At 64.7% G+C, this 13562-nt stretch carries 12 protein-coding genes; 10 read left to right on the top strand and 2 right to left on the bottom strand.

The window, feature by feature from the left end; translation table 11 throughout:
* Positions 1–70 precede the first annotated feature (70 nt).
* The 9 genes from L1P09_RS01790 to L1P09_RS01750 all read left to right on the top strand — a co-directional run bounded on the left by L1P09_RS01790 (position 71) and on the right by L1P09_RS01750 (position 10273).
* Positions 71–1753 carry a flavin monoamine oxidase family protein gene (locus tag L1P09_RS01790; RefSeq protein WP_054904257.1) on the top strand — a complete coding sequence of 561 codons (1683 nt, stop codon included), beginning with the start codon at positions 71–73 and terminating at the stop codon, positions 1751–1753.
* A gap of 15 nt (positions 1754–1768) precedes the next feature.
* A complete protein-coding gene (locus L1P09_RS01785) occupies positions 1769–2563 on the top strand; it encodes a carbon-nitrogen hydrolase family protein (protein ID WP_054904258.1) in 795 nt (264 codons plus the stop codon).
* 132 nt (positions 2564–2695) lie between these two features.
* On the top strand, positions 2696–4996 hold the full coding sequence (pqqF, locus tag L1P09_RS01780) for a pyrroloquinoline quinone biosynthesis protein PqqF (protein ID WP_232892626.1): 2301 nt from the start codon (positions 2696–2698) through the stop codon (positions 4994–4996).
* 158 nt (positions 4997–5154) lie between these two features.
* Positions 5155–5226, top strand: coding sequence for a pyrroloquinoline quinone precursor peptide PqqA (gene pqqA, locus L1P09_RS01775; RefSeq protein WP_003243383.1), 72 nt, complete (start codon positions 5155–5157; stop codon positions 5224–5226).
* Positions 5227–5309: 83 nt separating this feature from the next.
* Entirely contained in the window at positions 5310–6221 is a 912-nt protein-coding gene (gene pqqB, locus L1P09_RS01770; RefSeq protein ID WP_009682811.1) for a pyrroloquinoline quinone biosynthesis protein PqqB, read from the top strand.
* A gap of 103 nt (positions 6222–6324) precedes the next feature.
* Positions 6325–7080, top strand: a complete 756-nt coding sequence (pqqC, locus tag L1P09_RS01765; protein WP_009682812.1) for a pyrroloquinoline-quinone synthase PqqC — start codon at positions 6325–6327, stop codon at positions 7078–7080.
* A complete protein-coding gene (gene pqqD / locus L1P09_RS01760; protein ID WP_009682813.1) occupies positions 7077–7352 on the top strand; it encodes a pyrroloquinoline quinone biosynthesis peptide chaperone PqqD in 276 nt (91 codons plus the stop codon). The genes pqqC and pqqD overlap by 4 nt, the downstream gene beginning before the upstream one ends.
* On the top strand, positions 7324–8484 hold the full coding sequence (gene pqqE / locus L1P09_RS01755) for a pyrroloquinoline quinone biosynthesis protein PqqE (protein WP_225624737.1): 1161 nt from the start codon (positions 7324–7326) through the stop codon (positions 8482–8484). The genes pqqD and pqqE overlap by 29 nt, the downstream gene beginning before the upstream one ends.
* A complete protein-coding gene (locus L1P09_RS01750) occupies positions 8450–10273 on the top strand; it encodes an alpha/beta hydrolase family protein (protein WP_235768371.1) in 1824 nt (607 codons plus the stop codon). Before pqqE ends, L1P09_RS01750 begins: the two co-directional genes overlap by 35 nt.
* A gap of 376 nt (positions 10274–10649) precedes the next feature.
* On the opposite strand, the gene L1P09_RS01745 is transcribed toward L1P09_RS01750, so the two are convergent.
* Together L1P09_RS01745 and L1P09_RS01740 are read right to left on the bottom strand one after the other, a co-directional pair.
* Positions 10650–10808: a YqaE/Pmp3 family membrane protein gene (locus L1P09_RS01745; protein ID WP_009681539.1), complete on the bottom strand. Its 159-nt coding sequence runs from the start codon at positions 10806–10808 to the stop codon at positions 10650–10652.
* Between the two features lie 160 nt (positions 10809–10968).
* Positions 10969–12249, bottom strand: coding sequence for an aspartate aminotransferase family protein (locus L1P09_RS01740; protein WP_232892593.1), 1281 nt, complete (start codon positions 12247–12249; stop codon positions 10969–10971).
* A gap of 211 nt (positions 12250–12460) precedes the next feature.
* Between L1P09_RS01740 and L1P09_RS01735 the strand changes: the two genes are divergently transcribed.
* Positions 12461–13384: a LysR family transcriptional regulator gene (locus tag L1P09_RS01735; protein ID WP_029886350.1), complete on the top strand. Its 924-nt coding sequence runs from the start codon at positions 12461–12463 to the stop codon at positions 13382–13384.
* The last annotated feature ends 178 nt before the right edge of the window (positions 13385–13562 follow it).

Raw genomic sequence — 13562 nt, 5'->3', positions numbered from 1 at the left:
AAAATGACCACCAGGCATCTCCTATACTCAGGCTCTGCTCACCGCGCAGCCCCTCTGGCAAGGTCACTTCATGAACAAGAAAAACCGCCACCCCGCCGACGGCAAGAAGCCGATCACCATCTTTGGCCCGGACTTTCCCTTCGCTTTCGACGACTGGCTTGAACACCCGGCAGGCCTTGGCAGTATCCCGGCTGAACGCCACGGTGAAGAGGTGGCCATCGTAGGTGCGGGCATCGCCGGCCTGGTGGCGGCGTACGAACTGATGAAGCTGGGCCTCAAGCCGGTGGTCTACGAGGCCTCCAAGCTTGGCGGCCGGCTGCGCTCGCAAGCCTTCAACGGCACCGACGGGATCGTGGCCGAACTCGGCGGCATGCGCTTCCCGGTGTCGTCCACTGCCTTCTACCACTATGTGGACAAGCTAGGCCTGGAAACCAAGCCTTTCCCCAACCCGCTGACCCCGGCGTCGGGCAGTACGGTGATCGACCTGGAGGGCCAGACCTACTACGCCGAGAAGGCTGCCGACCTGCCGCAACTGTTCCATGAAGTGGCCGACGCCTGGGCCGATGCGCTGGAAAGCGGTGCCCAGTTCTCCGACATTCAGCAAGCCATCCGCGACCGTGATGTCACCCGCCTGAAGGCGCTGTGGAACAAGCTGGTACCGCTGTGGGACGACCGCACCTTCTATGACTTCGTCGCCACCTCGCGCTCGTTCGCCAAGCTGAGCTTCCAGCACCGCGAGGTGTTCGGCCAGGTCGGCTTCGGCACGGGCGGGTGGGACTCGGACTTCCCCAACTCGATGCTGGAAATTTTCCGCGTGGTCATGACCAACTGCGACGACCATCAGCACCTGGTAGTCGGCGGCGTTGAGCAGGTGCCACAAGGTATCTGGCGCCATGTACCGGAGCGCTGCGTGCACTGGCCACAGGGCACCAGCCTTAGCGCGCTGCATGGCGGCGCGCCGCGTACCGGTGTAAAACGTATCGCCCGCGCAGCCGACGGGCGCCTGGCGGTTACCGACAACTGGGGTGACACCCGCCACTACAGTGCAGTGCTCACCACCTGCCAGACCTGGCTGCTGACCACGCAGATCGACTGCGAGGAATCGCTGTTCTCGCAAAAAATGTGGATGGCCCTGGACCGGACCCGCTACATGCAGTCCTCGAAGACCTTCGTCATGGTCGACCGGCCGTTCTGGAAGGACAAAGACCCGCAAACCGGCCGCGACCTGATGAGCATGACCCTCACCGACCGCCTCACCCGCGGCACATACCTGTTCGATAACGGTGACCACAAACCGGGGGTCATCTGCCTGTCCTACGCGTGGATGAGCGATGCGCTGAAGATGCTGCCGCACCCGGTGGAAAAGCGCGTGCAACTGGCCCTGGATGCGCTGAAAAAGATCTACCCGAAAACCGACATTGCCGGGCACATCATCGGCGACCCGATCACCGTGTCCTGGGAAGCCGACCCGTACTTCCTCGGCGCCTTCAAGGGTGCATTGCCGGGCCACTACCGCTACAACCAGCGCATGTACGCCCACTTCATGCAGCAGGACATGCCCGCCGAACAGCGCGGCATGTTCATCGCCGGGGACGACGTGTCGTGGACACCTGCCTGGGTCGAGGGCGCGGTGCAAACTTCACTGAATGCGGTGTGGGGTATCATGAACCACTTCGGTGGCCGTACCCACCCCGACAACCCAGGCCCTGGCGACGTGTTCGACGAGATCGGCCCGATCGCCCTGGCCGACTGACACGCAGGAGGCAACATGCGCATTGCTCTGTTCCAGGGCCATCCCCAGCCGCTGGATGTACCCGGCAACCTGCAACGGCTGCGCCAGCAGGCGCAGCTGGCAGTTGAACGTGGCGCGCAGTTGCTGGTGTGCCCGGAAATGTTCCTCAGCGGCTACAACATCGGCCTGGCTCAGGTGGAGCACCTGGCCGAGGCGGCCGATGGTCCAGCAGCCATGGCGGTGGTGGAAATCGCCCAGGCGTACCGCATCGCCATTGTCTACGGCTACCCGGAGCGCGGCGAGGACGGGGCGATCTACAACAGCGTGCAGTTGATCGACGCCCATGGGCGCAGCCTGGGCAACTACCGCAAGACCCACTTGTTCGGCGAACTGGACCGTTCGATGTTCAGCCCCGGCCCCGATCACTTCCCGGTGGTACAGCTGGAGGGCTGGAAGGTCGGCCTGCTGATCTGCTACGACATCGAGTTCCCGGAGAACGCCCGGCGCCTGGCACTGGACGGCGCCGAGCTGATTCTGGTGCCAACGGCGAACATGGCGCCCTACGATTTCACCTGCCAGGTGACCGTGCGGGCGCGGGCGCAGGAGAACCAGTGTTATCTGGTGTATGCCAACTACTGCGGGGCAGAAGGGCAGATTCAGTATTGCGGGCAAAGCAGCATCATCGGCCCGGACGGCAGCCTGCTGGCGATGGCCGGGCACGATGAATGCCTGTTGCTGGCCGAACTTGAGCATGAGCGGGTGGTGCAGGGGCGCGCGGCCTTCCCCTACCTGAGCGATCTGCGCCAGGAGCTGCACCTGCGTCAAGGCTGACGGGGGCCGCTTTCACATCGACCGCGTGAATCTAAAGCCCTGTGCAGTACCTGTGGGAGCGGGCTCGCCCGCGAAGGGGTCGGGCCTGGAAACAAATGGGTTAGCATGGAAACCGAGCAACCGGAGCCCCCCATGCCTGACGCCACCCGCCACCTGACCCTCGCCAACGGCCTGCAGCTGACCCTGCGCCACGCCCCGCGCCTGAAGCGCTCGGCGGCCGCACTGCGGGTGCACGCGGGCAGCCACGATGCCCCCGCCAAATGGCCCGGCCTGGCGCACTTTCTCGAACACCTGTTCTTTCTCGGTACCTCCCGCTTTGCGCTGAACGATGGCTTGATGCGCTACGTGCAAACCCTCGGCGGCCAAGTCAACGCCAGCACCCGCGAACGTACTACCGACTTTTTCTTCGAAGTGCCACCCAGTGCTTTGGCCGGCGGCCTTGAGCGCCTGTGCCAGATGCTTGCCGAACCCGACCTGGGCAGCGAGCGCCAGCGCCGCGAACGCGAGGTGATTCACGCCGAGTTCATCGCCTGGGCCCGCAACCCGCAGGCCCAGCAGCAGTTCGCCTTGCTGCAAGCGGCCGGGCCTGGCCATCCGCTGGGCGCATTCCATGCCGGCAACCGTTACACCCTGGCCCTGCAGGATCCGCGCTTCCAGCAAGCGCTCGGCGGTTTTCACCGGCGCTTTTACCAGGGCGGGCAGATCACCTTGAGCCTGTGCGGCCCACAACCGCTGGCTGAACTGGAGCGAATCGGCCGCCAACATGCCGGGCTTTTCGCTGTGGGGCAGCCTGTGGCTAAGGCGCAGCCACCCTGCCTGTCGGCAACGGCCGACCCGCTGGTGTTCACGCACCAGCAACTCCCAAACGGCGCCGAGCAAGCGCTGGAGCTGCTGACCACCGGCCTTGAAGACAGCCGCCCCGGGAGCTGGCTGGGCACCCTGCGTGAGCGTGGCTGGCTGCACAGTTTCAAAGCTGAAACACTGTATGCATTCGCCGGTCAGTTGCTGTGGCACCTCGACCTCAAGCTCAGTGCCAACGCCTGCCCGGACGAAGCCCGCGACCTGCTGCACGGCTGGTTCAGTTTCATGCGCCAAGCCGACCGCCGTTCGCTGAACCAGCAGTTCGGTGTGTTGCAGCGCAGCCGCGCGCACAGTGCAAGCGCACTGGAGCTGGCCCGCCGGGACAGCGCAGGCCGGCCGTTCGCCCAACTGGATGCCCAAGGCCTGCACGCGCTGGATGCGCTGCTTGCTGATTTGCCCTGCGCCGAGTGCGGCCATTGGCAATTGCCGCCAGCCGACCCGTTGCTCAGTGCCGAACTGCCCAATGCCAACCCTCAGCCGCTGCCGGCGGCGCTGACCATCAGTGGCCAGCTCCCGGCCTCGCGCCAGTACGCGGCGCTGTACCTGCGCTGGCAGGTGCCTTCGCCCTTGCGCCAGCCGCTGAAACGGGTGCTCGAGCAGGCCCTGGCGCCGTTGCAGGAACGCTGTGAACGCGCCTCGGTGCAACTGCAATTCACCAGTGCCGGCGCTTACTGGCAGTTGCGCTGCGCCGGGCTGCCAGCAGCGGTGCTGCGCACAACGCACCAGGCCTTGGGGTTGCTGCGCGAACCGCCTGTCAACTGCTGGCAAGCCAGCCCCGCGCAGCTTCCGGCATTGATACCCATCCGCCTGTTGCTGCAGCAACTGCCGGATGCGGTAGCCGGTGGCCTGCCTGAAACAACGCCGGATTGCTCGCTGGGGCAGCAGCACCTCGCAAGCCTATGGCAGCAATCGCAGTGGCAAGGCTTGGCCACGGGTTTCGACGCCCGGGCGCTGGGCGCACTGGGTGTTGCCGTGCAGCAGTGCCCCGGCCAAGGCGCGCGGCCTACGCCGGCACCCAGCTGGGCCAGCAAGCGCTGGTACCACGTTAGCGCACCAGGCAGTGAACACGCCCTGCTGCTGTTCTGCCCACTGGCTGCGGCAGACGAAGCCCGCGGCCGCCTGCTCGCCCAATTACTGCAAGGCCCGGTCTACCAAAGGCTGCGAGTGGAACTGCAACTGGGCTACGCGGTATTCAGTGCCTTTCGCCAGATCGAGGGCGTGGGTGGCCTGTTGTTCGGTGTGCAGTCTCCGCACACCGGCCAGGTTCAGGTCCTTGACCACCTGACGGCCCTGCTGCGCCAGGGCGTTACCCTTGACGCCGAGGTTCGCCAGGCCTTGGCCGACCAATTTGCCGAGCCGGCCATGGCCAACGCGGAGGTCGCCGAGTGGGCATGGCAGACACACCTGGCTACACAACCAGGCCAGCTCGATGGCCTGCGCAGGTCTATCCTGAACACGCGGCAGACGGATCTGGACCAGTTGCTCAGCAACCTGCTCGATACGGGGGCTGTCTGGCTTTGCCTGGCCAACGCTGCCGCGCCAGACACTTCCTGGCAGGGCGGAAGCCCATGATTGTTACGCAAAGTGCAATGGCACTTTTCGAATAATTAACCTTTCGGTACAAATTTTTCTTGTAAGATAGCGCAATCCCAGTTCTGGGAACCTCCTGCGCATGGCGGTACCCAAGTAGTAGCTGAGCAAACCAAAACCCATCCGGAAGGAGTAACTCCATGTGGACCAAACCTGCTTACACTGATCTGCGTATCGGCTTCGAAGTCACCATGTACTTCGCTAACCGCTAAGCCCGGCTTACGGTTCCACGCCTCGGCCTGCCGGGGCGTTTTCGTTTTCAAGATACGGATTTTGCACAGCATAGAGAGTGGCCATGTATATCCAGGTTCTCGGCTCCGCCGCCGGTGGCGGGTTCCCGCAGTGGAACTGCAATTGCGTCAACTGCAAGGGTTACCGTGACGGCACCCTGCGCGCAACGGCGCGCACCCAGTCGTCCATCGCCCTGTCCGACGACGGCGTGCACTGGGTACTGTGCAATGCCTCGCCCGACATCCGCGCGCAGCTGCAAGCCTTTGCGCCCATGCAGCCAGCCCGGGCCCTGCGCGATACCGGCATCAACGCCATCGTGCTGCTGGACAGCCAGATCGACCACACCACCGGGCTGCTCAGCCTGCGCGAAGGCTGCCCGCACCAGGTGTGGTGCACCGACATGGTCCACCAGGACCTGACCACTGGCTTCCCGCTGTTCAACATGCTCAGCCACTGGAACGGTGGGCTGCAGTGGAACCGCATCGAGCTCGAAGGCAGCTTTGTGATCGACGCCTGCCCCAACCTGCGCTTCACGCCCTTCCCGCTGCGCAGCGCCGCACCGCCCTACTCGCCGCACCGCTTCGACCCCCACCCGGGCGACAACCTTGGCTTGCTGGTCGAAGATACCCGTACCGGCGGCAAGCTGTTCTACGCCCCCGGCCTGGGCCAGGTCGATGACAAGCTGCTGGCGATGATGCACGGCGCCGACTGCCTGCTGGTCGACGGCACCTTGTGGGAAGACGATGAAATGCAGCGCCGTGGCGTTGGTACCCGCACCGGGCGCGAGATGGGCCACCTGGCGCAGAACGGCCCCGGCGGCATGCTGGAAGTGCTCGATGGCTTCCCGCGCCAGCGCAAAGTGCTTATCCACATCAACAACACCAACCCGATACTTGATGAAGCATCGCCCGAACGCGCCGAAGTACTGCGCCGGGGCGTAGAAGTGGCCTTCGACGGCATGAGTATCGAGTTGTAAATACAGACGGCCAGACGGCACTAAAACCCTGTGGGAGCGGGCATGCCCGCTCCCACAGGGATGAGTTGCCAGGCCAGTCAAGCGTTTTACAGGAGCCAGCCGAATGAGCGATGCACTGCCGATGTCCCCTGCCGAGTTCGAGCAGGCCCTGCGCGCCAAGGGCGCCTTTTACCATATCCATCACCCCTATCATGTGGCGATGTACCAGGGCCGGGCCAGCCGCGAGCAGATCCAGGGCTGGGTCGCGAACCGCTTCTACTATCAGGTCAACATCCCCATGAAGGATGCCGCGATCCTGGCCAACTGCCCTGACCGCGAAGTACGCCGCGAGTGGATACAGCGCCTGCTCGACCACGACGGTGCCCCAGGCGAAGACGGCGGTATCGAGGCCTGGCTGCGCCTGGGCCAGGCGGTGGGGCTGGACCCCGACCAGTTGCGCTCGCAAGAGCTGGTACTGCCCGGCGTGCGCTTTGCCGTAGACGCCTACGTCAACTTCGCCCGCCGCGCCAGCTGGCAGGAAGCGGCCAGCAGCTCGCTGACCGAACTGTTCGCCCCGCAAATCCACCAGTCGCGCCTGGACAGCTGGCCGCAACACTACCCGTGGATCGACCCGGCCGGCTACGAGTACTTCCGTACCCGCCTGGGCCAGGCCCGGCGTGACGTGGAGCACGGCCTGGCCATTACCCTGCAGCATTACACCACCCGCGCAGGCCAGGAGCGTATGCTGGAAATACTGCAGTTCAAGCTGGATATCCTCTGGAGCATGCTCGACGCCATGAGCATGGCCTACGAGCTGAACCGCCCGCCCTATCACTCCGTCACCCAGGACCGGGTGTGGCACAAGGGGATCACCCTATGAGTTTCGACCGTAACCAAGTGCCGAACTGGCGCCCCGGCTACCGCTTCCAGTACGAACCGGCGCAGAAAGGCCATGTGCTGCTCTACCCTGAAGGCATGATCAAGCTCAATGACAGCGCCAGCCTGATCGGTGGGCTGATCGACGGCCAGCGCGACGTAGCAGCGATCATCAACGAACTCGAACAGCAATTCCCCGGCGTGCCCCAGGTAGCCGAGGACATCGAGCAGTTCATGGAGGTAGCCCGTGCCGAACACTGGATCGTCCTCGCCTGAGTTGCCGCCCACGCCCGCTGTGGGCTTGCCGCTGTGGCTGCTGGCCGAGCTGACCTACCGTTGCCCGCTGCAGTGCCCGTACTGCTCCAACCCGCTGGACTTTGCCGCCCAGGGCCAGGAGCTGAACACCGAAGAGTGGTTCAAGGTCATGGCCGAGGCACGCCAGATGGGCGCCGCGCAAATCGGCTTTTCCGGTGGTGAGCCGCTGGTGCGCCAGGACCTGGCCGAGCTGATTGGCGAGGCCCGCCGGCTGGGTTACTACACCAACCTGATCACCTCCGGCATTGGCCTGAACGAGGCGCGCATCGCCGAATTCAAGGAGGCCGGCCTGGACCATATCCAGATCAGCTTCCAGGCCAGCGACGAGCAGGTCAACAACCTGCTGGCCGGCTCGAAGAAGGCCTTTGCGCAAAAGCTGGAAATGGCCCGCGCAGTGAAGGCCCACGGCTACCCGATGGTGCTCAACTTCGTCACCCACCGGCACAACATCGACAAGATCGACCGCATCATCGAGCTGTGCATCGCGCTGGAAGCCGACTTCGTCGAGCTTGCCACCTGCCAGTTCTATGGCTGGGCGCACCTCAACCGCCTTGGCCTGCTGCCAACGCGCGCGCAATTGGAGCGTGCCGAGCGCATCACCAACGAGTACCGCGCAAAACTCAAGGCCGAAGGCAACCCGTGCAAGCTGATCTTCGTCACCCCGGACTACTACGAAGAGCGCCCCAAGGCCTGCATGAATGGCTGGGGCAACCTGTTCCTCACCATCACACCTGACGGTACCGCACTGCCCTGCCATGGCGCCCGCCAGCTGCCGGTGCAGTTCCCTAATGTGCGTGAGCACGACCTGCACCACATCTGGTACGAGTCGTTCGGCTTCAACCGCTTCCGTGGCTACGAGTGGATGCGCGAACCGTGCCGCTCATGCGACGAAAAGGAAAAGGACTTCGGCGGCTGCCGCTGCCAGGCCTTCATGCTGACCGGCGACGCCCGCAACGCCGACCCGGTGTGCGCCAAGTCGGCCGACCACGGCATCATTCTCAAGGCTCGCGAGGAGGCCGAAAGCGCCCAGCTCGCCATTGAACAGATGACCTTCCGCAATGAACGTAACTCCCGTGTCATCGCCCGCGGCTGAATTCAGCGCGGCCCAGGCCGTGGCCGCCGGCACCGACTTTGCCGAACTCAAGGTCAGTGCCGACGGGCTGTTCTGGCTGGAATTCCGCCCAGCCGATGGGGCTTGCCGCATCTGGCACTGGTTGTACTGCCAGGCTCGCTGCCTGACCCCGGATGGCTTCAGCGTGCGCAGCCGGGTCTACGAGTATGGCGGTGGCAGTTTCTGCCTGGGCGGCGACGGGCTGGTGTTCGTCAACGAGCAGGACCAGCAGGTCTATACCCAGCCGCTGGACGACCTGGAACCGCGGGCCCTGACGCAGAATGCCAACTGCCGCTATGGCGATGTGCAATGGCACGACGGCCAGGTGCTGGCGGTTGAAGAACGCCACGCCGACCAGGTCGAACATCGCCTGGTCGCGCTGCGCGACGGCGGCTGCGAAGTGCTTGCCGAAGGCGCCGACTTCTATGCTGCACCGACGGTAAGTGGCGACGGCCAGCGCCTGGCGTGGATCGAATGGGACCGCCCGGCACAGCCATGGACCGTGACCCGGTTGATGTGCCGCATGCGCGATGCCAGTGGCCACTGGTTGCCCGCCCAGTGCGTGGCGGCAGCCGAAGAATCGCTGCAGCAGCCGCGCTTCGATGGCGAAGGCCGGCTGTACTGCCTGTCCGACCGCAATGGGTTCTGGCAACCTTGGGGCGAAGTCGATGGCCAGTGGCAGGCGATGCCTGCCGAGCAGGCAGACCACGCGGCGGCCCCCTGGCAGCTGGGCACCTGCACCTGGTTGCCATTGGGCCCACACAGCTACCTGGCCAGCTGGTTCGAAAACGGCTTCGGCCAACTGGGGGTGCGCGGGGCCGATGGCCGCACCGAGCGCTTCGCCAGTGCCTACACCCGCTTTCGCAACCTGGCCATAGACAGCGACCACCTCTATGCCATCGCCGCCTCGCCCATCAGCCCGCCGGCGGTGATTGCCATCGACCGCAGCAACCACGAGGTTCGCGTGCTGGCAGGTGGGGCCGAAGTGCTGCCAGCCGACCACGTCAGCCTGCCACAGGCGTTCCACTACGCCAGTGATGGTGAGCCGGCGCATGGTTTCTTCTACCCGGCGGCCCGTTCGCAGGGGGCCGCACCGCTGGTGGTGTTCATCCACGGTGGCCCGACATCGGCCTGCTACCCGGTGCTCGACCCGCGCATCCAGTACTGGACCCAGCGCGGCTTTGCCGTGGCCGACCTGAATTACCGGGGCAGCACCGGCTATGGCCGGGCGTACCGCCAGGCACTGCACCTGCGCTGGGGTGAGAGCGATGTGGCCGACGCCTGTGCAGCGGTCCGGCACCTGGCAGCACAGGGCCTGGTCGACCCACGCAAGGCGTTCATCCGCGGCGGCAGCGCGGGGGGCTATACCACGCTCTGCGCCTTGGCGTTCCATGACGTGTTTCGTGCCGGTGCCAGCCTGTACGGGGTCAGCGACCCGATAGCGCTAGGGCGTGCCACGCACAAGTTCGAGGGTGATTACCTGGACTGGCTGATTGGCGACCCCGCCCTGGATGCCGAGCGCTACCGCCAACGCACGCCGCTGCTGCATGCAGGGCAGATCAGGGTGCCGGTAATCTTCTTCCAGGGCGAGCTGGATGCGGTGGTGGTGCCAGAGCAGACCCGGTCGATGCTGGCGGCGTTGCAGGCCAACGGGATCGAGGCGCAAGGGCACTTCTACGCGGGCGAGCGGCATGGGTTCCGCAAGGCGCAGAACCTGGCGCATGCGCTGGAAGAAGAGTGGAAGTTCTATTGCCGGGTGTTGGAAGGCTGACCCCTGGGGGCTGCTTTGCAGCTCAACCGCCGGCAAGCCAGCTCCCACAGGGATCGCATCAGGGCTGACAGGTGTTTGTCAGAAGATATGCAGCGCCTGTGAGATCGAGCGCCGCCCGCGCGGCGCAATCGCGAGCTGCGCTCGCTCCTACGTTTGTTTCGGGCCAATTATTCCTGTGGGATTCGCGCGCGAACGCCTTGGTGCATGCCTCAATATCGCGCCGTACAAACAAGGCGGCCGCGCGCGCCTGTCACAGGCGTTACTGGCCCGAAACAAACGTAGGAGCGAGCGCAGCTCGCGATTGCGCCGCGCGGGCGGCGCTCGATCTCATAGGCGCTGAAGATGCTCCGGCTACCGGTAATGAAGCCTGGGCAGGCTAACGCTTGGCGATGATGTACACCGCATGCACGATCCCTGGAATGTACCCCAGCAGGGTCAGCAGAATGTTCAGCCAGAACGCCCCGCCAAACCCAACCTGGAGAAACACCCCGAGCGGCGGCAAGATAATGGCGATAATAATGCGGATAAAGTCCATGTGAGTCTCTCCTGAAGGGGTTACAACACAGACTAGCCGCTGGTCCTGGAGGTTCCACAGGCAAAAAAAACGCCCCGGGCCGAATGGAACAGGCCAGGGGCGATGCGCAGGAACGCCAGACGGTTCGTAGAATTGGTTAACGTGCCACTTACCCCGACACTTAGGCCGACACTTCGCGGCGCGCATGCTGCTGCGCATGCAGGCGGGCAAAGGCGCGTGCCAGGCGCAGCAGCATTTCGTCGATATTGCCCTTGCTCACGGTCAGCGCCGGAGAGAAACGCACCACATCCGCTTGTGGGGCATTGAGCAGCAAGCCTTCGTGCAGGGCCGCGGCCACCAGTTCACGCGCCTGGTTTTCCTTCAGCTGCAGCGCCCACAGCAGCCCTTGCCCGCGTACTTCGCCCTGGCCATAACGCCCCGCCAGGCGGCTCAGGCCGTCGCGCAGGTGGCGGCCGTGGTCCTGCACCTGGCCGAAGAAGCCGGGCTCCAGTACGGTATCCAGCACGGCCAGGCCCGCAGCGCACATCAGCGCATTGCCATGGTGGCTGCCCTCCAGCTCGCCCGGTTCGGCGCAGCACGCCGTACCGCGGGCCAGCAACGCGGCCAGTGGCACACCACCGCCCAGGCCTTTACCCAGGGTGATGATGTCGGCACGCACGCCATAGGTCTCCTCGGCCAACAATGCGCCACAGCGCCCGATGCCGCTCTGTACCTCATCGAGGATCAGCAGGATGCCCAGCTCACGACAAAGGGTTTCCACGCCCTTGAGGTATTCGCGGCTCGCCGGAATTACCCCGGCCTCGCCCTGCACCGGCTCCAGCATGATGGCCACAGTGCGCGAATCCACTTCGGCGTGCAGCGCCGCCAGGTCATTGAACGGCACCTTGCTGAACCCGGGCAGGCCCGGTTCACAGCGGTTGCAGGGCAATGGGTCGGACGCCGACAGCGCGCCCAGGCTGCGGCCATGGCAGGCCTGGCTGGCGGTGATGATGTGATAGGCGCCACTGCGGTGCAGTTGGCCCCACTTGCGCGCCAGCTTGATCGCCCCTTCACAGGCTTCGGCACCGCTGTTGAGCAGGTAGGCCTGGTCGCTACCGGTGCTCTGGCACAGGCGGTTGGCCAGCGCCAGCAGGCCACGGCTATGAAACCCCGCGCCTGGGTTGATCAGCGCCTGGGCCTGGCTGCCCAACGCCTTGACCAGCACGCTGGGGCTATGGCCCAGGCTGTTCACTGCGCCGCCCTGGGTGAAGTCCAGGTAGGCATGCCCGGCATCGTCCCACAACCAGGAGCCCTGCCCGCGCACGAACACCTGCGCAGGCCGTTCGGTCCCGGGCATCAGGCAGTCACGCGACAACTCGGCAGCAGGTGGCACACGCACCGGCACAGGCTTGGGCTCGGCCGCGGCGGTCGGGGCCGAGCGGCGCAGGTTGAACAGGTTCATCGGGGCTCCAGCCAATGCACGGTAAGGGGCGAGCACAGGGCGGTCTTGGCGCCGCCGCTCATTATTTTGTCTTGCCTATCAAAAGTGTTTCTCATCCACGGTAACAATCGACTGATTCAGCGCTGTAACCCGTTGGAATACGGCGATAGACTAGGCGCCACGAGGGGTTACGGCCATTTCGATTTTCCAGCACTTTTGATAAGCATCACTTATGGATTTTCGCCAACTGCGTTATTTCGTCGCGGTGTACGAAGAGGGCCACGTCGGCCGCGCCGCCGAGCGCCTGTCGCTGTCACAGCCAGCGCTTTCACAACAGATCCGCCAACTGGAACACAGCCTGGACCTGAGCCTGTTCGAGCGCAGCAACAAGCGCCTGCTGCCGACCCTGGCGGCCCATACCCTGTACAACCATGCCCTGCCGCTGCTCGATGGCCTGCAGCGTGCCCACGAGGCCATGCGCAACTTCAAGGGCCAGTCTTTGCGCACCCTGGCCATCGGTGTGCTGCAAACGGTACGCCCCAGCCTGGTGCCGCAATTGCTCGAACGGCTGCGCAAGGCCCAACCCCACCTGGTGGTGCAGATCTACGAGTTATCGGGGCTGGAGATCGAGCGGCGCCTGCTCAGCGGTAACCTGGACATCGGCATCAGCTACCTGCCGCCACGCCAGCCCGGCCTGCATGGCCTGTTGCTGTACGAGGACGAGCTGCAATTGGTGATACCCGCCACCCACCCACTGAAGGATTTCAAGAAGGTGTCCATCCGCCAGGCGGCCGAGTTGCCCATGCTGATGCTGGGCGAGGAGTTTCAAATCCGCCAGATCTGGCAGGCCCAGTTAGCCAGCCAGGGCCGGCGGCCGCAGGTGCAGGCCGAGATGAACAATATGGCGGGTATTCTCGACAGCCTGGCGCACACCGCGCTGGCAACCATTCTGCCAGGCCGGGCCAAAGACGCCGCCGAGGACGACCCAGGGCTGTTGTGGAAGCCGCTGAGCGAGCCGCGAGTACCGTTGAAGGTAGGGCTGGTGTTCCGCGATGCCCAGCGCCAGCAGGCATCGGTCGAACTGCTGCGTACGCTGCTGGAAGAAGAGACGGACGCGCGACAGCTGGGCGCATCACCGCTGGATGTACTGGCCTGATAAAACACGCGCGCAAAGAAAACCCCGCCGAAGCGGGGTTTTCCAGACTGTTTCCCTGTGACATCCGTATCGCCCCGCCATCCTGGCAGGTGGTCCTTCGTCGCCATCCTTGATCTGTCCTTTGCGCTTCCTGCGCAACGTCCATGTGGTAGAGATTAGCCGTGGATCCAATCTGAGA

Source organism: Pseudomonas juntendi, assembly GCF_021560075.1.
In the GTDB taxonomy this organism is placed as follows: domain Bacteria; phylum Pseudomonadota; class Gammaproteobacteria; order Pseudomonadales; family Pseudomonadaceae; genus Aquipseudomonas; species Aquipseudomonas juntendi.
The sequence above is the reverse complement of the archived record's forward strand: the minus strand, read 5'-3'. Positions and strand labels throughout refer to the sequence as shown.

What these genes read in the sequence shown, in the direction of transcription:
- L1P09_RS01790 (WP_054904257.1), top strand. Translation starts at nt 71, where the DNA reads ATGAACAAGAAAAACCGCCACCCCGCCGACGGCAAGAAGCCGATCACC.
- L1P09_RS01785 (WP_054904258.1), top strand. Translation starts at nt 1,769, where the DNA reads ATGCGCATTGCTCTGTTCCAGGGCCATCCCCAGCCGCTGGATGTACCC.
- pqqF (WP_232892626.1), top strand. Translation starts at nt 2,696, where the DNA reads ATGCCTGACGCCACCCGCCACCTGACCCTCGCCAACGGCCTGCAGCTG.
- pqqB (WP_009682811.1), top strand. Translation starts at nt 5,310, where the DNA reads ATGTATATCCAGGTTCTCGGCTCCGCCGCCGGTGGCGGGTTCCCGCAG.
- pqqC (WP_009682812.1), top strand. Translation starts at nt 6,325, where the DNA reads ATGAGCGATGCACTGCCGATGTCCCCTGCCGAGTTCGAGCAGGCCCTG.
- pqqD (WP_009682813.1), top strand. Translation starts at nt 7,077, where the DNA reads ATGAGTTTCGACCGTAACCAAGTGCCGAACTGGCGCCCCGGCTACCGC.
- L1P09_RS01750 (WP_235768371.1), top strand. Translation starts at nt 8,450, where the DNA reads ATGAACGTAACTCCCGTGTCATCGCCCGCGGCTGAATTCAGCGCGGCC.
- L1P09_RS01745 (WP_009681539.1), bottom strand. Translation starts at nt 10,808, where the DNA reads ATGGACTTTATCCGCATTATTATCGCCATTATCTTGCCGCCGCTCGGG.
- L1P09_RS01740 (WP_232892593.1), bottom strand. Translation starts at nt 12,249, where the DNA reads ATGAACCTGTTCAACCTGCGCCGCTCGGCCCCGACCGCCGCGGCCGAG.
- L1P09_RS01735 (WP_029886350.1), top strand. Translation starts at nt 12,461, where the DNA reads ATGGATTTTCGCCAACTGCGTTATTTCGTCGCGGTGTACGAAGAGGGC.